Source organism: Microcoleus sp. Z1_B2 (assembly GCF_036700325.1).
Classification (GTDB): Bacteria; Cyanobacteriota; Cyanobacteriia; order Cyanobacteriales; family Microcoleaceae; genus Microcoleus.
The window spans coordinates 15789-38240 of the sequence record NZ_JAUBOQ010000006.1 but is presented as its reverse complement, the minus strand read 5'-3'; the positions used below and the strand labels follow the sequence as shown (position 1 = coordinate 38240).

The window sequence follows — 22452 nt, the reverse complement described above, 5'->3', positions numbered from 1 at the left end:
CAGAGCTTACTGAATATCTTCTGGCAGATTTGACAGGAAATCAAACTTAAAGTCATAGTTGCGAACTTTGTTACGTTCGTTAAGAATATTTGTGAGTTGTGGAAGAGTAAGTCGCCAAGTATCTGGGTTCCTCCAAGTCGCTGCATTAGTTATGTTACTGCGAGCGCTGTCCAAAAAGGGAGAAAACACATCATTATTAAGCGGATTTGGAACCCCATCTGAGGATACATTATTCCAATCTGGTTCTGCTATGTTGGGCGTCATATATGCGAAAGCTTCTATGTTTGACGAAGTAACAATCGAGTTGTACTATTGAGACAAATAAACTATCTGCGGCTGCCGAGCGCCAAGCTAGAGTTGTGTGGTATTTGGGGATGAGTTTGCTATTATTGAAAATGCGAATAGATGCAGGAGTCGAGTTATGGAAAAAGAAAGAATAACTGTAGAAGAATTGCTCAGGCGCTATGCTGCTGGCGATCGAGATTTTAGAAACATCATTTTGGAGTATGCTGACTTGAGCGGAGTTGAACTGGAAAAGAGCGACTTGAGTGGTGCTCAATTTAACTACGTTAATTTGAGCCGACTCAATTTGCATAGGTGCGAGTTGGGATCGGCTCAATTTTGGTACTGTAACTTCCGGGAAGCTAAAATTACCTCAAGTCATTTGGAATATGCTAGGTTTTTTGATTGCGATTTCAGTGGAATTAACACCAGTGGCTGCAATCTAACTTGTGTTCATTTCACCCGAGTTAATCTTCAAGGTGCTAAGCTCTATGGCTTTGGAGAAGATCCTTGCGAGTTTCGGGACATTATTCGGCAAGACGGAGTTTTCATACCGGGTTTTACCTTCAATCCCTATCTCTATTCTCACAACACTAACAGAGAAGTATGAAATTATAACAAGGTTATCAAAAGTTGTTAGAGGATGATTTTCTGCCACTAAAAGAAGCAAAATGTCAAGAAGGAGGAGATTATCTACCTCGCTCATTCAAGGCATTTTGAACATTTTATGGCAGATTTGAAAACAAATCAAAATCAAACGCATAGTTGCGAACTTTGTTACGTTCGTTAAGAATCTTTGTGAGTTCTGGAAGAGTAACTCGCCAAGTATCTGGGTTCCTCCAAGTCGCTGCATTAGTTATGTTACTGCGAGCGCTGTCCAAAAAGGGAGAAAACACATTATTGTTAAGCGGATTTGGAACCCCATCTGAGGATACATTATTCCAATCTGGTTCGGCTACGTTAGGCGTCATATATGCGAAAGCTTCTATGTTCGACGAAGTAACTTCGGCTCCTGGTTGTTCCACAGCCATGATTGTTTTCCACGTCCATCTAGGGATGTGAATTTGTCGGTTTGACAAATTGCTAGGGCTTGTATTTCCCTGATTGATATACTCTCCATTTAGAATGTCATCAAGCAATTCAGGAACATTCGTTTTCTTTTGAGGATTTGGATCGTTACCAATAGCTCCAGCGAAAATGTAAAGCTCTTGCCCCTGAGTAACCCTGGGAGCTACCACTTTATTTTCTATATTGAACCAAGCTGAAGCATCTGCTGCATTGTTGCTTCCTTGAACAAAAAATCGATTATTATCCATTGACTGGCAATCAAATTAGTTGTGAGGTAAGTTGCTAACTGGTCTTTAGGATGTCTCAATCTATCTCTGTCAGGAGACAAATGACCTCGATTCATTCCTAACCCCGTAAAGATATTTCCATCATAGGTAGACAAGCCACTAGCTAATAGATCGGGGTCAGTTATAAATTCCGGTCTTTCTCTTAATCCTTTTAGTAACTCTCCTGGTTGTGTTTCTGGTCTTGTAACCCATGTTTTGTCTACTTTCCAACCAACCCAGTTGGCAATTTTGGTGTCAGCATTGTAAGACACTGCGTACTGGGGTTTTTCAAGCAGCAAGTTGTTTTGATATGTACTGTTGCTAGGATTCCATCTAGCTTCAGTGGGATTGCCAAATTTGAGATGGTCGCTCTTGAAGAAAACATTATCTATGTAAACGGAATCGCCACCGTCTAAAGAAAAAGTTATTTTCGCTGGCTTACCTCGAAACTCTGCGATTTCTGAATCAGTGAGGTTTAACTTAAGTTGGAAGGTTTCAAATCCTTTTCTGCCAAACCCAATCTTGTTTTCGATATCCGAGTAGATATCCTTAATATTCTAAATTTGATTGTAGTTACTTGCGTCGATCAAAAAATTTGCATCTTCTGCAAGATTGACGGTTACATCTTTACTTTGACCGTCGATCGTTTCAAGTTTTACATTGATTGTCTTAAAGTGCCGACACTGGTCAAAAGATACCAACCTTCATCCTCCTGTTTTCCTCTATATTTTCCTCGCCAATAACAAGAGTCAAAATCCGCCACCGATGGGGCTTTTGACTCTTGTTGTCAGTCCGTCAGCCAAAAAGGTTTTTCGGCTGGTTCATAAACAATTGTATTGTCCTGATCGGGTAAAGGTTTTGTATGTTGTATAGTTCCGGTGATAATAATTGGTGGAATTCCTTCAGGAAAGGCGCGACAAGTTGGCATCTCGTTTACATACACGCGATAAAGATAGTGACGGCAGCCAAGGCATCCTCCATATTCAGCCATTTGATTAATCCTCAACAACAACAACTTGTTTGGGGTCGAAAACTAAATGATGTTGCATCATTTGGTGGGGCTTTTGACTCTTGTTGTTACTCCGTCAGCCAAAAAGGTTTTTCGGCTGGTTCATAAACAATTGTATTGTCCTGATCGGGTAAAGGTTTTGTATGTTCTTTTCCGACGATAATAATTGGTGGAATTCCTTCAGGAAAGGCGCGACAAGTTGGAATACCGTTTACATACACGCGAAGATAGTGACGGCAGCCACGGCATCCTGCATATTCAGCCATTTGATTAATCCTCAACAACAACAACTTGTTTGGGGTCAAAAACTAAATGATATTGCATCATTTCTGGGCTTCTAGTCGCGATCGCATCATATCCCTGAGTTCTGAGATCCTCTGCATATCTAACTGTCCGCTCTGGTTCTTGTAGACCATTTTCCACACCGTAATTAGCTACCCGCTCATCAAATTCAGTTAAATCCTGATAAACTTTGGGGTTTTTTACGTTCAGCATAATCTTTAATACCGGACCCAGCCTTGGATTGCCATTCTCATCGCTGCTAAAATCATTAGCCCTCTCCTCCTGATTTGTCAAATAAAAACCTTCTCCGAAGAAACCTCTGATGAACCTAGCGGGATTTACACCAATATTCGCAATACTACCAGCACCCGCTGGGTTAGTGCCATGATAGAGCACGCGTCCGCTGTAGTAGCTATTTTTTGTATATTCTTCAGCCTCAGCGAGAGTCATAGAAGGTTCCCACTTCTTGCCAAAAGAAATATCGTCAAGGTAAACAGTGCCGTCATTGATTTCAAACTTGAGTAAAGCTGCCTTACCGCGCAGTTCTTGCGGGACATTTAGGTAGAAAGTTTCAAAGCCTTCAGTACCATAACCGATCTTGCGAATATTGCTGTCGAGCTCTGTAGGAGAGCTATTTATTCCAGATCCTCGCTCTAAATTGATAGTTCCTATTGAACTAAACTGTTCGTAACCAGCTACGTCTGCTCGCATAGAAACCGTAATGTTTCTTCCCGCAGCGAGTTGGTCTTCAGGTACGTGCAGGTTGAACTTCAAACTATCGTGTAAGCTGTTTTGATCGGGGACAAGAAAGAGATTATGAATTATTTCTTTAACTCCATCATTCCCTCCCATCTTCAAGGTATAGTTTTGTCCAGCCAAACCGTAGTTTAATATTCTTTGCTCTTCGGTTAAGAAGGTATCAATCTCATCCCGTTCGTGCAGATGTCTTTGCGACACATTAGGATTGTCGGATACAGTTAAAGAGTTGTAAAAAGACCAGCCTGGAACACTCTGATATGTAAAACGTTTGCTGGCGTCAAAATTACCATTGAAAAGGGTGGGAACTGCATAGTCACCTCGCATCTTGTTACCTATAGTTTCGTCTGTGTAGGTGTTGTCCTCGGTTAGGGGGACACGGTTACTTACGTTAACATCATAGGGGCGTAATTGAGAGCCACCGCCCAGTACCGAGTAAAACCAGCCTGTACCGATACCTTCCCAAGGAGCTCGTTGTTCACCGTGAGTAAAATTAGCATTCGTATGATCGGGTGTGTACCACGTAGGTGTGGTTGGATTGCCTGAAGTATCTAGTTCCAGATCTCCAAGCCGACGGTAAATCCTCTCTCCATTCTTTGAGGGGAGTTGACTTCCGCTAAGGTTAGTTGTTCCTCCATACCAAGTTACAGCTTGCACGTGAGGCTTTCCATCCGTGCTATTTTCAGTAAATCCAATCCGGCTCGATCCATCAAGAGAGCCTGTTCCATCAGAACCACCCAGGTGCACGTTCCAATCCGCCTCCCCAATTCGCCGACCAGCACGGGTATTGGTTTCCTGTGTATCCAGAGCGGGGACGTTTTGATAATAGTTATCGGCATAGGTAACATTTTCCCAGATTCGCACGGATGGATCGCGGAAGCTTTTTAAGGAGCCTACTAAGTAATCTTGGTCGAAATCATGAGGATCGATCGTTGTCATCTGAAGGTCGCGGTTTACAAGGCTAATACCACCAGCGAGGGGAAAATAACTTCCCAAACGCTGGACAATTTCATTGTTGATCGCTGCACCCTGACCAAACCCAATAAAGTGCATAGGTGAATTGAAAAGGGTGTTTTCCAAACCTTGATTTAAAGCTACCAGTGAAGCAAAAAAGGCATCTGCGGCTGCCTCAGTAAAGCCAGAGTTAAATGCGGTTGCTTCTGGTGGCTGTTCCCATCCAGGGATTAGTGTCAGTGGTGCGCCAAATTTATGAGTTGGAGGGGAGAAGGTTGTGGAGCCATCAAAATTCAGCCACCCCCATTTGTTAGTAGCCCGATCGTAACGCATGACCAAACCATTTTCTTTAGTCAGGTGAGAAGCCATCTGCTCGAATTGGCGGTCTATCAAATTAGGTTGAGGTTCTAAGCCTCGCGTTAACACCGTAACGCTGCTGAAAGTATTGCTACCAGAAATGGGAGTCGGCAGTAAAGTTTTAAACTTGTCGGTGATGACTTTTCTTTCCCCTTTCTTCGTCACAGCTTCCACAGCCCAATGATATTGCTGACCCGCTGTCAACATTCGGTCATTAGAAAGAGTAAACTCCTCTGAAGAACCAGCCTTAGTCCTCCCATCCCAAGTCCACGTACCGTTTTTCCATTGAGCAGTCAGGATACGATTCGGATTGTAATCTTTTTCGACAGCCGAATTTAACCCATCCCACCGATCGCCCGGCAACAAGCCCTTCCCTTGCGGAAAAACGCTTACATAAAGATTGACCTTATCGACATCAGTATCGGGCTTAAAACCAGGAAGACCGCAGGGTTCATTCTCACCCTTCAAATCCCACTTAAAAGTAGGAGTTAAAGGATTGCTATCATTCTTGCTATCCCCGATCGGTCCTTTTAATTCCAACCAGTTTTTAGCAGAAGCTATTGCCAAACCTTTAGGATTTCCACCGATACCAATGGGAGCGCGTTTCGTGCCATCCGGGATACCAAAACCAAAGTTATTAATCCAGTTTCCCCCCGTAATTTCGTAGTCGGCCGCAATACTGACAAGAGGGTTGATATCGTCAATAGGCACGCGGGCGAGGTCAGCAACAGTCGCATTTCGCTCAGTGTTAGTCACGAAACCAACGCTACCCACACCCCTGTCGCGGGCGTCAAGCTTGTAATTACCCGGATTCTCTATAGCCTTAATCATTTCCTCAACATCGAAAACGTAGGAACTTCCTCCCAAACCGAAGGTGGGATAGGAAGCAATCAAATATTTGCCGTCGCTCGAAAGCGCTACGTTGTTAGTTAAGCTGCCAGGAATCGGTCGAGTCGCAGCCACCAATTGAGGATTGGGCCCCAGCGGGTTTGCGATAATGCCTATATTTCCACCCTCGCGCGTATTTATCTTTGCCCTAGAGTTGCGGCCGGCAACAAACGCATATTTCCCGTCTTGCGTTACTGTTACAGCCACTGCCTCGTTGACATCGAAATAGTCATTAGCCACGCCCAGCGACAAAGGAGCGTAGCGAACTTCAGCACTAAAGTTGAGGGGGTCATCAGACTCAATTTCGAGCACTCCGAAGCCCTTGCCGTCATCCTGAAGCTTTATCTGTTCCCCATTACTTATGGCAAGGACACTAGCAAATCCGTTGGTAAACACCATTTTCTTCGGGTCGGAAGTAGCAGCTATGCCCTCTGTCTCCGATAGGGTGGGAATTACTCCAATCTGCTGGTGCCACAGGCGAGTGTTAGCACCCTCAGCGCTTGGTTTGTCGGCGGGGTCAATGTTGACAGCGTAAATGCGGCGGTTAGGTGTTTGTTCGCTATTGTCGGAACCTGTGGCGAACAGCCGGCGCCCGTCGCTGCTGATAGCCAACTGGCTCAGTCCCAGCGGCGATGTGACGTTAATTGTCTCGACAACGGTATGATAAGTTGCCGAATTCGGGTTAATGTCGAGAACGTAGATGTTCGGTCGATTCTGGTCGGCAATGTAAGCGTAATTGTCTTTGGGGTCAATAACAATAGCTTGCGGTCTGGCTCCAGAGGGCAAGCCAATCGCATCGACAGTCTCCGTTTCAGGAGTAGTGTCTATCTCTCGCAGCGCTATCAAATCCACCACAGACACGCGGCCGGTGTCCCGCAGAGTCACGTAGGCGCGGGTAGCATTGTTGGTAGCCACGATCATCTCCGGTCGGTCTGATGTATTGGGATTACCTACAGGAATGTTAATAGCAACCGCCAATTTATCGCTGGTCTGGGTTTCAACAGTTGATAAAGGGTCTTTGAGATTAATAACGTTGATTTTGTCGCCCGTGCGTTCTGTTACCAGCGCCAATTCAACGCAGGTAGGGGCGAGGCGGATATTTTCTTCACTTTCTAGTTCCACAATGGAGTAATCTCCCGCACCCACTCCGAAGCGTTTTTTCTGCTTTCTCGACACTACAATAGTGGATTCGCCGACAGGTACGGTAATCGGAATTTTGACAGCAATTCTGTAGAGATTTTCTCCTAAATCGGTGTTTTTATCCGGTATCAAAATGCCGGGATAAGTTTTGTCACCGACGCGGAAACTGACTGTTAAATCTTCAAATTTACCGCCCAAATCATTGGAGTTATTTAGGAAATTGCTGCCTGTCAGGACGACTGCTGGGGAGCCATTTTCCAACTTAAATTCAGCTCCTTGAAGCACTGGAGGTGCGAAGGGGTCTGCTGGGAATAATGTCGGTACATTTAAAGTCGCTGTGACGCTGGGAATCCCTTCAGGATCGAGTTCGACACCCGCAGGAGTGACTACAGGTAAACCGACTTGTGGAATGGCGATGACTTTCAATCCAGATTGCAGGTATTTAGCTAAGTAAGCAAGGAGTAAGATTGTCGCGGCGAATTGAGCTCCGGTGGCGGCGGCGATACCGATTAAACCTGCATTTGCTGCTAAAAATGTGTTCTGGAGACCGAAATTAGTTGAAAGATTAATTGCTGCTGTACCGCCACTAGCAGCCAGCGAACCGGTGGCGGCTTGCGAAATGCCGAGATTGACCAACTGTTGAACTGTCGGAGCGCCTACTAACCCCAGGGGCAATGCAAACATCGCATATTGGCCGCTTTCCAAAACACCAGGAAAGGGTGGGGAATTGGTTCGGATGGTGCCGTTGGCATCGACGTAGCCGGATTCTTGAATCAGCCAAGTTGGGTTTTGAATATTGTTAGCATCCGGCAGCGAACCTTTTCGCATGAATAAAACTTCGGTACCGGGAGATAAGCCGGCGGGGGCTGGAATTGCTAATTGAGCGGGCAATTTCAGAGATTCATCACCCAAGTCTAAATTGAAGCCTCCGGCAAACTGCAAACCGTCGGGAAGTTGTAGGGATAGAGCATTGCTGCTTAGAGATGTCAAGCTAATAGCTGTATTTTCGGCAAGAGCACCGGGCGGCACCATCACAATTGAACCGTCACTGCCAGTAACTGCACCGCCATTTACTCCTAAAATTGTTCCGGCGGCGGCAGGCAGGGAGACTCGTACTGGCACGACTTGTTCGGCTGCTCCGTGAATGACGGTAACGTTAGTAACTCCTTCTTCTATTGCAGTAATAATGCCGTCTGAATTCACTTGCAATAAGTTGGAGTTTCCGGGGAAATAGCGAGTTCCTGTGGAACCGAATTTCAAATCGGGGGATTGGATGATCTTGTCAATTCCTACTAAAAGCGCTCGCCCCATTCCGGCTGTCATCGTGACTGCCTTGGGATAGACATTCAAACCATAAATCTCTGCTAATGCTTGATTGAATTCTGCATCGTTGGTTGGGGCTGGCAATTCTCCTACTCGCACTGCTGTTACTGCTTGCAAGTTATTTCGACTCGCGCTCAAAATTGAAGTACCGTTGATCAAACCCGTTACATTTCCAGCAGCATCTATTGGCGCTATTTCTGGATTGAATGAAGTGTAAGTTAAATAAGAATCCGGCAGCACGACATTCTGTTGGTCGGCAAAATCTCCCAGCACAATCAATTCCGTACTTTCTCCCGCATCCAGTCGGGGATTTCGCTTCACAAAATCCAAATTCAGCAGCGGAACATCGCTGACATTGACTGTCACCCGCGCGGGAGTTGAACTCCCAAAAGCGTCGCTGGCAAGGAAATCAAAGCTGGCAATTCCAGAGAAACCGGTTGCTGGTTTAAACGATGCTTTGTTAGTTAAGGGATTGAAAATTACAGTGCCGTTTACTGGATTGAGGACGCTAATTGTCAGAGGGTCGCCCTCTACATCTGTGGCAAGATTTTCTAATGAAATAGTTGTCTCTAATTCTGTATAAGTCCGAGTGCTTGTCGGTGAAACAACGGGCGGATTGTTATCAGAATTCGGGGGATTGGCTTCGGCGAGCAATTGTTGTCCTAAAGCTGTATTGCGCCACTCTCTGTCGGGATTGATGACTGTATCTAGCAGCGGTGCGTTTCCTATTGCGCCGCTAATTTTAAAGATTAGGTCATTGTAATCTCTGTCCGAGTTAGCAGCCGACATATCTTCCACGGCGAAGGTGTTGCCGGTGCCGGTAATGTCGGCTATTTGTAGCAGATGAGCGGTATCGTTGGGATTGGCTGTGGTGATACTGAATAAGGGACGGTGTTCGGGGAACAAATTTCCCGAATATGAGGATTGGAAGGATGATTGTATTGTAGCGTTGGGGACTAACATGACGGCAAAGGTGTCGCCTGGTAGCATGGAGAAAGTTTTGATACCCTGATATTCGCCGCTGCCCCAATCCCCGTCGAAGGGCATCGCACCGGTGAATTTTGCGGATTCTTTCGAGTCGCTAATTACAATGTGTCCGTCGGTGGAATTGCTTAAAACTCTACGGGATGCTTCGGCGATAAATTCTGGAGTACCGGGTGTGAATGCGGACATTCCGGCCAGGCTGAAAATTCCGAGTTCGCCTTCAAAGGAGCCGCCATCAAATACATAGTCAAATTTGACTTTTCCTTGGTTATCTACAAGGAAAGTACCGGGGATTGGTAAATTGGCTGTTGTTGTTATTGATAAATTTGTTGGGGGATTGATATTGCTTTGGAAGTTGCCTGTACTCTGTGTGGAATAAGATTGACTGTCTGCAATACCGTCCGAAAATTGAGCCGATTCTTCTGCCTCTAACGGCAGCAAACCGCTCGATACATCTGCGGGTTTTGGCGCAATTTCGGTATCAGAATATGTGGGCTGGGCGACGGTAGTTTCTGTGGGAGTTGAATTGCTATTATAAGGGTTTGAATTTGGTTCTGGTGTGGATTTAAGAGTTGAGGGTGAAACGCTTGTTTCGACTGAGGCTATCTGTGCCGTACCTGCTGCTGTTTCTGATGGAGTTGAGAAAAGTGTCTGTATAGGAGAATCGGTTTGTACGCTAGAGTTTGAGTGAGAAATTAGCGGGTCGGTATCGAGAGAATTAATGACAGTTGCCGGGGAGTTTTCAGTCTCTAATTCTGCTGCTGTGAAGGTGACAGCGATGTCCGTATCAATTGTATCCGCAGTGAATTCAGCAAGAGCGAAATCGTCTGTTTTTGGTGGCAATTGTTGGCTTTCAAATTCGGCTGTTATTTCAGCAACAGGGAGTTCGCGTTCAACCGTATCATCCGCTTCGGGTGCGGCAACAATTGACTCAGTTTTTGTTGCCAATTTTTCTGTTTCTAATTCGGCTGCTATTTCAGGGAAAGCGGTATCATGTTCAATTAAATCGACAGCCTTTTCTGTAGCAATAATCTCAGCGGTTGTTGTGGAAAATTGTTCAGTTTCAAATTCGGCTGCGTTTTCGGTAACAGCCCGGTCATTTTCCTGAGTACCAGCAGCCTTTTCTGCGGGAATAACCTCAGAAATTTGGGTCGGCAATTGTGACGCAGTATTAGGAAGATTGTCATTGGTTTCTCTTGGCAATTCTTCGCCCCAATTATCGGCAATCTCAGATGTTTTTGCAGGAGGCTGTGACGCGATGGGAGTGGGAATTAGCAGAGTTTCAGCGGTTGGTGGGGAAGCAGCATTATTTACAGCATAGTCGGCTGAAGCCGGCAATTTAGGAATGCGATTAGTTGCAGTTGTGTCGGTTTTAATTAATTCAGCATCTGCTGACTCGCTGACAATTGATTCTGCTGATACTGGCCGTTCTATTTCCGAATTTAATTCATTAGGGCTAACACTGGGTGTCTCTGGGGGAGAGGCTGTTTGTTCTATTTGTTGCGATTCTTGAGTATCAGATTTGCCAACTGTTGATGTTTCTGTGGCTGGCGATTCTTGGCTGTCTGAGTTAGCAACTGTTGATGTTTCTGTGGCTGGCGATTCTTGGCTGTCGGATTTACCAACTGTTGATGTTTCTGTTTGCTGAGGTTTTTGTTGGTCGTTATCAGCAGTTATCGATGGTGTTTCTCCCTGGGATTTATCACCGGAATTGGTAACAGTTGATTCTCGGGTAAATTTCGGATCGGATTTATCCGATTCACCCTTCAGTTTTTGAATTAACTGGGAGTGAATTGATGCGGAGAAGGGGTCAACTAATTGGCTGAGGGGAATGATTTTAGATATAGCGCCCGTGACTCGGAATGTGATATCATCGTAATCCCGATCGCTCCCTTGAATCAGCCCCATGTCTTCCATGACGAAGAGTTGACCTTCGCCTGTAATATCGGCAATTTGACCGATACTGAAGCCGTCGCTGGGATTGTCTGTCGCTATAGAAAATAGGGGTTTTTTGTCGCCGCCGATTGCGGGGTTGTCGTATACTTGCTGTACGGTGCCGTTGGGTACTAGCATGAAGAAGAATTTGTCCCCAGGCGTCATGGCAAATGTTTTTGTGCCGAGGTATTGCCCGGAATTGAGGTTTTCTGAGCTGTTAGGATCGGTGTAATATGCTCCTTCTAAATCGTCATCCATTGCGATGTAGCCCTTTGTCGAGTTGCTTAAAGCTCGACTTGCTGCTTCTTTGATGAACGCCTCGGAACCGGGAACGAATTTTTCCATTCCGAGTAGGCTGACGATGGCTAGTTGTCCGCTATACCAGCCGCCGTCGGATGTGAATTGTATGCCGATTATTCCTTTTTCATCGACACTGAATGCGTTTGAGTCAAAGTTGATGTTGGTTGGGGGAGTTGAGGTTTGATCTGGTTCTGGGGTTGAGGTTTTATTGGGTTCTAGATTAGTGGCTGTATCTAAGTTTTTGGTGGTGGAGATTTCGGTAGGTGAAGTTTTGTTGGGTTCGGATTTGTCAGTCGTTGATGTAGTCGCAACTGAGGTTTTGTTGGATTCTGATTTATCAGAAGCTGACGCAGTTGCAGGTAATGTTCGATCTGGTTCTGATTTGTCAGTCGTTGATACAGTTGCAGGTGATGTTCGATCTGGTTCTGATTTATCAGTCGTTGATGTAGTTGCAGGTAATGTTCGATCTAGTTCAGGGTTTTCAGTGGCTGAGGCAGTTGCGGGTGATGTTGTATTTTCTCCTGAATTGTCAGACGTTGATGCAGTTGCCGGTGATATTTTGTTTGGTGATGACTCGAAGAAGAGTGTAGTCTCTGATGATAAAGGCGTTTGGTGTTCTTCGGGTTTTGAAGTCGTTTCAGCGGTAGCGGGTAATGGCGTTTTGTCGGAAGCTTTTTCGCTCGTGGTAGATGCAGTTACAACTGGTAATGTTTTGTCCGAATCTTGTTCTGATTTTGTGGAGGCGGTTGGCGATAATTGTGTTTTATTTTCCAGCAATTGATCGGGAACAGCGGTTGTAGCTGCTGTGGTTTTATTTAGTTCTGAGCTGCTGATTGACGAGTTGACTGGAGGTATGTCAGTCGCAGATTTATTAGAATCAGAAGAAACGTTATTTGAGGCAATTCGATTTGGGTTGGTTAGGGGGTCTCCTAAGTCCGAGTCGAGTTTACCAATTAGGGGGGTCAACTTCAGAATTTGTTGTATCCCTGAGAGTGCTGTTAGTTATCAGAGGGCTGGTGTTAGCCTCCGGTATGCTGTTAATATTGGAGGCTTTATTAATAATAAAAGCATCAGCTTCTGTTCGACTGAATTCGGATGCGGGCCCGCTTGCGGGTTCTATTAAGTTAAGTTGTTCGGGGTTTTGAGAAGAGCCCGGAGTTTGATCTAATAAGGTTTTGTTAGTCTGAATTCCCGGCCGTTGTGGGGCGAAAGTTGGGGCAAGTCCGGGAATTAAGGATTCCATTTCTGTTAAAGGTTCTCTAATCTGGTCGGTTAAAGGCACTCTGGGCGCTCCTTGAGAAATGGTTAATTTTTTTTAAATCATTATTCAGCGGTTGCTCATCATTATCGGCTCGGCTCGATGATAAAGATATTCGGGAAAATACATAATTTTAGAGCTTTTTTGGGTGTTGCTAGTCTGTTGGATTTCCAGTATATTTACTGGTAGTTTTTCAACTTATGCTAAATCTTTATGAAGGTAAGTTTTTTCAGGCAGGAAAATACTTAAATAACCGATCGCACACAGGGTCTCTCTTTGTGACCATCGGCTTGAATTATTATTAATCTGAGATGTTGCACCAATATCAATAAGGGGCTTTTTTGTAGGTGGGGGCGGGTTTATTTAACCTGTCTGCACCCCTTAAAGCTTTTGGTGAACCCGCGCCTACAGGTTTTTGATTGCGGGTGCAATATCTGGGATCGATACTCACCCCGTCAGGAAATCGAGCTCTTGCTTAACGATGGTTGGCCCTGGATCGCAACTGCGCCCTCTACAGTTAATTGTCAGTCCCTTCCCTGTTCAAAACTTTCCTTCCCCGAACCCTTCCCCTTGCTCTCGGCTTCCTGTAAAGTAAATAATTGTAAAGAAATATGAGTTTTCTCTTATCCTCTGGTTAAGACCGCCAGCTACCATTCACAATTAAGACCCGGATTATAAGTTCCTATGTCACAGCTTTTCCCGCGAAAATTTCTAGCCTCTGTTGCCGCATTTTTTCTGGCTTTGTCCGTGTGGACGATCGCACCTGCGGCCCACGCTTTCAACAACCCCGATTTGTTGCCGTCAACTCAGACGCCGATCATTGATTTAGCTAAAGCCCTCACGGATATTGAAGAACAAACTTTGGCAAAAAATTTAAAGGCATTTGAAGCCGAAACCGGCTGGAAACTGCGAGTGCTGACTCAGTACGATCGCACCCCCGGTTTGGCTGTCAAAAGCTATTGGGGGCTAGATGACAAGAGTGTGTTATTAGTTGCTGACCCGCGAGGGGGCAATTTGCTCAATTTTAATGTGGGCGACTCGCTGTATCCGCTGCTGCCGCGCACTTTTTGGGTGGAACTGCAAACCCGCTACGGTAATCAATTTTTTGTGCGGGACAATGGCGAAGATCGAGCGATTATTGAATCTTTGGAGTCCATAGAAGGCTGTTTGCGTCAGGGCGGATGCCGCGTGGTTCCCGGTTTGCCGAGGGAACAGTGGGTTCTGACGTTAATTACGTCGGTGGTTGGTGGCGTCATCTGCGGGTTTGCGGCTCAGCCTCGGAAGCCGGGACAGGTTGTGGCTTGGCAGTGGGCGCTGATTTTTTCGCCGCTGTGGGGCATTCTGTTTTTTGCTTTCGGACTGGGGCCGGTGGTGACTCGGACTTCTGACTGGTTGCCTGTGGTTCGGAATGTGTCCGGTTTTGCGATCGGAGTTTTGGTGGCATTCCTGACTCCGGTGTTGGGCAAATCTTCTTCGTCGGAAACTTAGGAATGAGAATTAAATAAAATCCACTTTTCATGTTTGTTGTGGGATGGGTGTCGGGCCCGTCCTTTCTGGGCGGGCCCGACGCCCGTCCCACAAGAAAAAAGGGAAATTATTTAATTGACGATCCTTAGTTGTCAGTTGGCAGTCAACAGTCAACAGTCAACAATCAACAGTCAACGAATGACTAAAAGCTGGTAAGCTGATACCTGACAACTCACAGGCAACAGCTATCCAACAAATGGAATGGCACGTAAGCGATGCCCAGAGTCTGGGATTAATCGATAACGAAATTGGCGACCACGGTTTTTCCGCGGCGGAGTACGAAATAGTCCGCCGCGTGATTTATGCGACTGCTGATTTTGAGTACAAGTCTTTAATTAGTTTTTCCGATCAGGCTTTGCAGGCTGGGGCGGCGGCTTTGGCTGCTCGAACTACGATTGTGGTAGATGTGCCGATGGTGCAGGTGGGCATTACGCCCTTGATCCAAAGTACCTTTGCGAATCCGGTTTACTGTTCGATGGAGGCTTTGACGCGCCCCCAAAGGGAAAGGACGCGGGCGGCTTGGGGGATTGAAACTTTGGCAAGACGCTATCCTGAAGGGATTTTTGTGGTGGGCCAGGCTCAAACTGCTTTGTCGGCGATCGTAGATTTGATTGAATCTGAGGAAATTCGGCCAGCTTTGGTGATTGGGACTCCTTCTGGGTTTGTGGGGGTTGATGTGGCTAAGTCGCGGCTGCACGATTCGATGATTCCTCACATTCGGATTGAGGGCCGCAAGGGGTCTGCGGTGGTGGCTGTGGCTATTGTTAACGGGCTGGTGGATTTGGCTTGGCAAGCTTACGGCCAAGAGGGGAACAGTTGATCGAGAAGTCAGTCGATTTTAGATTTTAGATTTTAGATTTTAGATTGACTCCACAGATGAATCTGAGAGCTTGAACTAATACTAAATTCGGGTTAGAAATCCCTTTTATAAGACTCGGCGGTTGAAACCGATCCTAGACTTGCCTTGCGTCTCTCTCTAAGAGACTAAAAAATAAAGGGGGTATTAGAGCCGGATTTGGGAGAATTCATGCTCTTTGAAGCCTCGATTTTTTTCTAGAGATACAGGAGTCATCCAAAATTTGGCAAGTTGCCGATCGCGCTTAGGAATGAGAATTAAATAACTTCCACTCTTGAAAGTGGGATGGGCGTCCCGCCCGTCATGAGTGGACGGGCAGGACGCCCATCCCACTATAACAATTAAAATTGTAAGTTATTTAATTCGCGATCCTTAACATGAATGTGGGCTGGTTCGCCTCGATCGGAACTAAAAAAGATGAAACTGTAGGGGCAAACCTGAAGAACCGTAGGCATTACGAGCTATAAGAGTGAATTTTGTCCTAAGTTGAAATTGCGATCGCTCTTAAATTTGTGGCTACGATGAATATTAATAATCAGCGGACGATCGCCTTTTTACATCTCTGCTTGGATTAGTGCGATCGCGGTCTTTTTTCCTGCCTTTTTTAATCTGTTGGCTCATTTCTACAAACAAATCTCTGCGTAAATAAGGATAGTCGCTCACCCACACGTCACGGCTGGGAATATAAATATCTGAAACTTTGGCAATTCTGCCTAAATCTTCTTGATTTGACATAATTAACATTAAAGCAGCTTGACCGGGGACAATTCCTTGGTGATCTTTCCGCAATGGAGCTCGAAGTGTAGTAGTAAATCCCGTTTTGTCACCAACTTCTAAGTTGATTCGTGGCTCTAGGTTGTCAACTATTACGAGTTGTCCTTTTTGATTGACTGTTTCTTCTTGACTTGTGACTTCATCTGTAATATATATATCCAAAACTCGTCCTTGCCAAAAACCGCAGTATTGATATTTGCGGCATTCTGCATTCCGCAAACTCGCCCACAAAATGGGCCCCCACAGCCAGTACAAACCAGCTATCAATCCGGTGATTAAAACTAGCGGCGCGACATCGGAACCGGCGAAGTTGTAGACTACCAGGAGGAAAACTACGCTGACTGCTGAGATTAACATTCGCCTCAAAAAATCGGGCGGTTTTCCCCAGATATATTTGTATTGCGCTCCCGTGGCGACGGCGGGAATTAGTTCTTGAAAGGTTTCGCGGGTTAAGGGAATTAGCATAGGAAGTTTGGCAACGAGCAATGTACGGGATGCAACGGCTGTCTGTTCGGAAGCTGATTATATTAAGGCATTTAACAGATTTAACTGATTGATGTTGAAGTCACAAATCAGAAGTTATATCATGTGCGATCGAGTGACCGCGATTAAAAGGGCGGGTTTTTGAGATTGTCAATTATTGGCTGATATTTTTCGTGAACCCGCCCCTACCGTATTAGGGGTAATCGACCGGACATAATATTAGAAGTCAGATTAATTCCACATTACCAATGACTAATGACTAATGATTAATGACTAATGATTAATGACTACAAGATTTTTTCCAGGCCGTAAACGAGCGATCGCAATTCAAGGACTTTGCGTATAGACAGCAAGACTCCTGGCATATAACAAGCTCGATCGCTGGTATCGTGTCGTAAAGTATAAACTTGACCGGCGCCGCCAAAAATTACCTCTTGGTGGGCAATTAAACCGGGTAAACGGATGCTGTGAATGCGAATCCCTTCATCGGCCAGTGAACCTCGAGCTCCGGCTAATTTTTCGGTTTCCTCAACTTCTGGCAGATTGAAAGTTTTTCCCATCTCTGCTAACATTTGGGCAGTTTGAATTGCCGTGCCGCTGGGGGCGTCGGCTTTTTGATTGTGGTGCAGCTCGATAATTTCTACGTGTTCAAAATACTGAGATGCCGTGACGGCGGCTTGTTGGAGCAAAACCATGCCGATCGAGAAATTGGGTACGATCAAACAGCCGATGCTAGCTTTATCGGCAAATTCAGCTAATTTTTGAATTTGCTCGCTGCTCAAGCCAGTAGTGCCGACTACCGGGCGAATGCCGTAAGCTATGGCCGATCGCACGTTTTCATAAACTGACGAAGGGTGCGTAAAATCTACCATCACGCCTAACTGCTTTTCCTGAGCTGCTAATACCAGCATTCCTTGCAAGTCGTCAGTGATGGGAACTTCTAACGGGCCGCATCCGGCTAATTCGCCGGCATCGGCGTTGAGGCACTCAGGAGAGCGGTCTACAGCCCCAAATAAGGTCATATCACTAGCATGGGCGATCGCCTTAATTACTTCGCGGCCCATTTTGCCTGCTGCACCGTTAACAATCACCGGAATCGGAAGTTGATTCGCCATAATCTCAAAAATATCCTGAAAGTTCGATCGACTAAATTTTAACGCTTGTGCGAATTTGGGGAAACAAGCAATGAAAGACAGGATTTGTCGGCAAATCTTCAAAAACCCGGTTCCCATTCCAGAAATACTTTGCCTGCATCGAGTAATTAGCTTAAAGAAACTCGGTGGCGGCACAAGTTCTGAAAAAATTACATTCAATCTCATATTAAGCTCAATTCTGTAAGAACAGACTTGTGCAAAGCTAATTTGCACCGACATATTTTTTCTGTGACTGCCAAATTCTCTCGAAATCTTCGATATGTCATGTCTGTGGCAACTGGCCTCAACCTGAGTTCTCAAAACCGACGGGTGAGGATTTTGCCTGCAATGCTTGTGGGCGCGACTGTAACGCTGCTGAATATGGGAGTTCGGCAGTTGGGAGGCCTGCAAAGCTGGGAGTTGGGGAGTTTTGACTCGTTAGTGCGCTTGCAGCCAGATTCCGGCCCGGATCCGCGACTGCTGGTAGTGGAAATTTCTGAAGCCGATATTCAAGCTTTGGGGAGATTTCCGGTTTCCGACGGTGCGATCGCTCAAACCTTGACAAAACTGCAAAAGTATCAGCCAAAAGTCATCGGTTTGGATTTGTACCGGGATTTGCCTCAAGCGCCGGGACACCAAGAATTGCTGGCAGCGCTGAAAGCACCGAATGTGGTGGCGATCTATAAATTGAGCGATTCAGAAAGTCAGGGAGTGCCTGCGCCTCCGGGGATACCGCCCGATCGAGTTGGTTTTAACGACTTCGTGCTCGATCCTGATGGTGTTGTACGCCGCAATTTGCTCTCAGTCTCGCAACCAGAAAAGAATACTGCTTTCTCATTTTCTGTGCAAGTGGCTTTGTTGTATCTCAAAGACAGAGTACAGCAGAAAAATAGCGCTGTTCATCCCCACCAAATCGACTGGGGAAAGGCAGAATTTGTGCCTTTAACTTCTGACAGCGGTGGCTATGCAAATATTGACACCACAGGCTACCAAATTCTGCTCAAATACCGTTCTGGTAAGGATGTGGCGCGACAAGTCAGTATCAGGCAGGTATTGAACGGGGAAATTGAACCAAGCTGGGTTAAGGACAAGATTGTGCTGATCGGGACGACGGCACCGAGTACCAGAGATTTGTTTTTGACGCCTTACAGCCCGGTTAAAAAGCAAAGTCCGAAAATGCCGGGGGTGTTGCTGCACGCGCAAATGCTCAGCCAAATATTGAGTGCGGTTTTGGATGGACGATCGCTGTTTTGGGTATGGCCGGAATGGGCGGAAATTTTGTGGAACGGTGCTTGGGCGATGGTTGGCGGGGTTGTGGCTTGGCGGATTCAGCATCCTGCGAGGGCGGGATTGGCTGGGGGTGTGGGATTGATGGCTTTGTTGGGGATTAGTTATGGAATTTTTACCCTGGGTGGTTGGATACCGTTAGTGTCGCCGACTTTGGGTTTGGTGGTGACTGGTGTGGGTGTCAGTGCTTACAGGAAGCTTTACGATGCTTTTCACGATTCTCTAACGGGTTTGCCCAACCGGGATTTGTTCGTGGATTGCGTGGGGCGGGCGATCGCCAATACTAGGGGCCGCCACAGCCATCTGTTTGCGGTGCTGTTTCTGGATTTAGACAGGTTTAAGGTGATTAATGATTCTTTGGGTCATTTGGTGGGGGATGAACTGCTGATAGCGGTGGTGCTGCGGTTGAGGGCAAGTATTGGTCGCGCGGATACTGTGGCGCGGGTGGGAGGCGATGATTTTGCGATTTTGGTGAGGAATATTGATGTTGACAGTGCTGTGGATTTGGCCGATCGAATTCACAAAGCTTTAATTGTGCCTTTTGAGTTGAATGGGCAGGAGGTGTTTGTGACTGCAAGCATCGGGATTGCCCTGGGGGGCGAACCCGCTGCTACTGTCAGGGAACAGCCGGAACACTTGCTGCGGGATGCCCACACGGCGATGTACCGGGCGAAGGCTTTGGGAACGGGAAGGTATCAGGTGTTTAATGCTTCGATGCACGCTTTGGCGGTGGAGAGGTTGCAGTTGGAGACGGATTTGCGGATTGCCCTCAAGCGTCGGGAATTTTTGCTGCACTATCAGCCGTTTGTCTCTTTGGCAAGCGGGAGGATTATTGGGTTTGAGGCTTTGGTACGCTGGCAACACCCGCTGCGGGGTTTGATTGGGCCGATCAAGTTTATTCCGGTGGCTGAGGAAACGGGGGCAATTGTGCCGCTGGGTGAGTGGGTGTTGGAGGAGGCTTGTCGGCAGTTGCGGCTGTGGGAGGAAATGTTTGGTTTCGATCGAGCTTTGATTATGAGTGTAAATTTATCTGGGAAGCAGTTTGCTCAGCCGGATTTGGTCGATCGCCTGAAGGTGATTTTGGAAACAACGGGTTTGAGTGCCGAGAGTTTGAAGTTGGAGATTACTGAGAGTGTGGTGATGGAGGATGTGGAGTCGGCGATCGCGGTTTTGAAGCAGATGAAAGCGTTAAATGTCAAGTTGGGAATTGATGATTTTGGCACTGGTTATTCGTCGTTGAGTTATTTGAGTCGGTTTCCTACGGATACTTTGAAGGTTGATAAGTCGTTTGTGGGGCGAATGGAGCTCGAAAGCGAGGGGGAGAATGTGGCGATCGTGCGGACGATTGTGGCGCTGGCTCATGCTTTGGGTATGGATGTGATTGCTGAGGGTGTGGAGACGGCGGCACAATTAGCCCGGTTGAGGTCGATCGGCTGCGAATACGGCCAAGGTTATTTTTTTGCTAAGCCGTTACCCAGCGAGGCTGCGACTGCTTTGATGGCTTCCGATCCCCAGTGGTAGTTGTGGGTTATTAGTTATTAGTTATTGTACAGATAGTGATCGTGGCCCGATCGCCCTTAGCTCAAAATGGTGTTTCTGCCTGTAAGTGCAGCTTTTCTCCCAACTGCGGATGCTCAAACGAAAGTTCCCGCGCGTGCAAGTGTAGCCGCTTCGCAGCATCCCGACATCCGTAAAGTCGATCGCCCAAAATCGGTATCCCCAACCCTCGAACATCCGCTGCATGAACCCTCAATTGATGCGTGCGTCCCGTCAGCGGCAAAAACTCGACGCGATCGCAATTTCCCTCCCTCGTCATTACCTGAAAGCGAGTAACACTGGGCTTTCCGCACTCCCAATTGACTTGCTGGTAAGGGCGATTTTCTGGATCGCCCCAAAGTGGAAGATCGATCGTCCCCGCATCTATTTTTACAGTACCCGAAAGCACCGCTTCATAAACTTTGTGAACCTGCTTTTGTGCAAATTGCTGCCTGAGTTGACTGCTAGTTTCTTTGTCCCGCGCCAATAGCAAAATCCCAGATGTTTCCCAATCTAAACGATGCACAACTGTCAAATTTAAACTATCAAGTAACAAGTTACGCAAACGACTGAAAACACTATCTTGATTTTCTAAATAACGACCTGGGACTGACAGCAACCCTGAAGGTTTATTCACCGCAATTAACCATTTGTCTTCATAGATAATCGGTAGCATTTGGGTAACGGGCAAGATGCCCGTTCCACAAGAAATATTATTGCTTGTGGGGAGTAGGGGTTGGGCTTCTAGCCCGCTCGCAACGGGCAAGATGCCCGTTCCACAAGAAATATGATGATTTGTGGGGAGTAGGGGTTGGGCTTCTAGCCCGCCCGCAACGGGCAAGATGCCCGTTCCACAAGAAATATTATTGCTTGTGGGGAGTAGGGGTTGGGCTTCTAGCCCGCCCGTCAAACCCTCATTTATATTATTAGAAACAATCGGGTTTTGAGCCAATCCTGACAGCAAAAAACCCATCAACGGCTGACACCGATCGCCACAAGCACCATAAAATTCTCCCTGAATCTTATCGCCCGATGGCGGCCCCCACCAAAACTCAGCCATTGCCAGCGGTTTCAGATTGTGTACTGCCGCGTAGTGAAGCAATTTTGGCGCGCAACAGTCGCCGGTGCCAGTGGGAATAGAATTAGTTGGCATCAATGAGGAGATCGATCGCGATTTCCCCAAAAAATTCATCAGAGTGTAAGCCGCGTGCATTTGCGTCTGAAGTTCGCGGGAAAGTTCTTTTCGTTGCTGTTTCAGCGCCCGCATCCGCCGATCTGCAGCTTCAATTAATTGTTTTAGGGGCTGCAATGTTTCATCCCGCTGTCGTTTCAATTGCCTGCGTTCACTTTTCTCCAAACGGCTTTCTTTATTCAGTTGTTCCAGGGCAATCTCTAGCGTTTCTGCTGCGAGAGTTTGACACAGTAACTGGCGTTTTTCGTCTCGCTGCTGCTTGCAATTGCGATGCCGATCGCTCAAAACTTGCACTTGCAATTCAAACTCCCGAAATAAGGCTTCATACTCTTGTCGCTGCGGGAGTTGATTGAGTGCAATCAGTTCCTGTTTCATCGCCTCCAATTGAGTTAAGGTGCGGGCTTCCTCGAAAGCCACACGATCTCGTCCCGGAATCGGTGGCACCCACCCCTCAACAATGCTGCAACCGTTCAGCAGCCCGGAAAATGCTTTGAGTATCCCCTGTTCCCCCGAAGGCATCTCCACCAGCAATATGCCGTACATCTTCCCTTCGCGATCGTAGAAATCGTCAGCAGCAAGGTACTGCATCAAACCCCGGGCCAGATCCTCTGACATTCGAGTGCGCGGCAGTCTCAGCAGCTCGCCGCTTTGAGGACAACGGCCTTCGTACCAATAATTCGGCTGCGAGTCGATCGACTCCCAATGACAGTCCGTGACATCTAAAAGCGCGTGAAATTCTAACATATTAAATTTGGTTTGAAATCTGAATTAGGACATATCTGCTTGTATTCTGGATGCTTTCGGTCAATCGATTTTAGATTTTAGATTTTAGATTTTAGATTTAAGCATTGACTTGCGCGAG

General features: G+C 46.6%; 16 protein-coding genes. 5 read left to right on the top strand and 11 right to left on the bottom strand.

Features of this window, described 5'->3' with window-relative positions:
- Window positions 1-6: 6 nt before the first annotated feature.
- Window positions 7-264, bottom strand: coding sequence for a hypothetical protein (locus QT984_RS04810; RefSeq protein WP_333058349.1), 258 nt, complete (start codon window positions 262-264; stop codon window positions 7-9).
- Between the two features lie 157 nt (window positions 265-421).
- Between QT984_RS04810 and QT984_RS04805 the strand changes: the two genes are divergently transcribed.
- Window positions 422-892: a pentapeptide repeat-containing protein gene (locus QT984_RS04805; protein ID WP_333058350.1), complete on the top strand. Its 471-nt coding sequence runs from the start codon at window positions 422-424 to the stop codon at window positions 890-892.
- Between the two features lie 115 nt (window positions 893-1007).
- On the opposite strand, the gene QT984_RS04800 is transcribed toward QT984_RS04805, so the two are convergent.
- From QT984_RS04800 to QT984_RS04775, 6 genes are all read right to left on the bottom strand, one after another.
- On the bottom strand, window positions 1008-1520 hold the full coding sequence (locus tag QT984_RS04800) for a hypothetical protein (RefSeq protein WP_333058351.1): 513 nt from the start codon (window positions 1518-1520) through the stop codon (window positions 1008-1010).
- Between the two features lie 8 nt (window positions 1521-1528).
- The gene (locus QT984_RS04795; protein ID WP_333314797.1) at window positions 1529-2008 is read right to left on the bottom strand and encodes a DNA/RNA non-specific endonuclease; all 480 of its coding nucleotides are present in this window, start codon (window positions 2006-2008) and stop codon (window positions 1529-1531) included.
- A gap of 165 nt (window positions 2009-2173) precedes the next feature.
- Complete coding sequence (locus QT984_RS04790) at window positions 2174-2317, bottom strand: hypothetical protein (protein WP_333269813.1); 144 nt, start codon at window positions 2315-2317, stop codon at window positions 2174-2176.
- Between the two features lie 86 nt (window positions 2318-2403).
- Window positions 2404-2607: a cytoplasmic protein gene (locus tag QT984_RS04785; RefSeq protein WP_333058352.1), complete on the bottom strand. Its 204-nt coding sequence runs from the start codon at window positions 2605-2607 to the stop codon at window positions 2404-2406.
- Between the two features lie 86 nt (window positions 2608-2693).
- Window positions 2694-2891: a cytoplasmic protein gene (locus tag QT984_RS04780; protein WP_333058353.1), complete on the bottom strand. Its 198-nt coding sequence runs from the start codon at window positions 2889-2891 to the stop codon at window positions 2694-2696.
- A 4-nt stretch (window positions 2892-2895) separates the two neighbouring features.
- Window positions 2896-11589, bottom strand: a complete 8694-nt coding sequence (locus QT984_RS04775) for a DUF4114 domain-containing protein (protein WP_333373379.1) — start codon at window positions 11587-11589, stop codon at window positions 2896-2898.
- A 163-nt stretch (window positions 11590-11752) separates the two neighbouring features.
- Between QT984_RS04775 and QT984_RS04770 the strand changes: the two genes are divergently transcribed.
- A complete protein-coding gene (locus QT984_RS04770; protein WP_333208448.1) occupies window positions 11753-12325 on the top strand; it encodes a hypothetical protein in 573 nt (190 codons plus the stop codon).
- A gap of 165 nt (window positions 12326-12490) precedes the next feature.
- Here QT984_RS04770 and QT984_RS04765 read toward each other — a convergent pair whose 3' ends face one another.
- Window positions 12491-12826, bottom strand: coding sequence for a hypothetical protein (locus QT984_RS04765; protein ID WP_333058317.1), 336 nt, complete (start codon window positions 12824-12826; stop codon window positions 12491-12493).
- Window positions 12827-13486: 660 nt separating this feature from the next.
- Here QT984_RS04765 and QT984_RS04760 point away from each other — a divergent pair.
- Entirely contained in the window at window positions 13487-14290 is an 804-nt protein-coding gene (locus QT984_RS04760) for a TPM domain-containing protein (protein WP_333058318.1), read from the top strand.
- Window positions 14291-14525: 235 nt separating this feature from the next.
- On the top strand, window positions 14526-15149 hold the full coding sequence (locus QT984_RS04755) for a precorrin-8X methylmutase (RefSeq protein ID WP_333058319.1): 624 nt from the start codon (window positions 14526-14528) through the stop codon (window positions 15147-15149).
- Window positions 15150-15713: 564 nt separating this feature from the next.
- On the opposite strand, the gene QT984_RS04750 is transcribed toward QT984_RS04755, so the two are convergent.
- A complete protein-coding gene (locus QT984_RS04750; RefSeq protein ID WP_333058320.1) occupies window positions 15714-16424 on the bottom strand; it encodes a phosphate ABC transporter permease in 711 nt (236 codons plus the stop codon).
- Between the two features lie 305 nt (window positions 16425-16729).
- Window positions 16730-17557 (bottom strand): 4-hydroxy-tetrahydrodipicolinate reductase, encoded by an 828-nt coding sequence (gene dapB / locus QT984_RS04745; protein ID WP_333208486.1) that lies wholly within the window; start codon window positions 17555-17557, stop codon window positions 16730-16732.
- Between the two features lie 303 nt (window positions 17558-17860).
- Here dapB and QT984_RS04740 point away from each other — a divergent pair, with 303 nt between their 5' ends.
- Complete coding sequence (locus QT984_RS04740) at window positions 17861-20383, top strand: EAL domain-containing protein (protein ID WP_333341192.1); 2523 nt, start codon at window positions 17861-17863, stop codon at window positions 20381-20383.
- Window positions 20384-20444: 61 nt separating this feature from the next.
- Here the strand turns inward: QT984_RS04740 and QT984_RS04735 are convergent, their stop codons facing one another.
- On the bottom strand, window positions 20445-22334 hold the full coding sequence (locus QT984_RS04735; RefSeq protein ID WP_333234226.1) for a pseudouridine synthase: 1890 nt from the start codon (window positions 22332-22334) through the stop codon (window positions 20445-20447).
- Window positions 22335-22452: the final 118 nt, after the last annotated feature.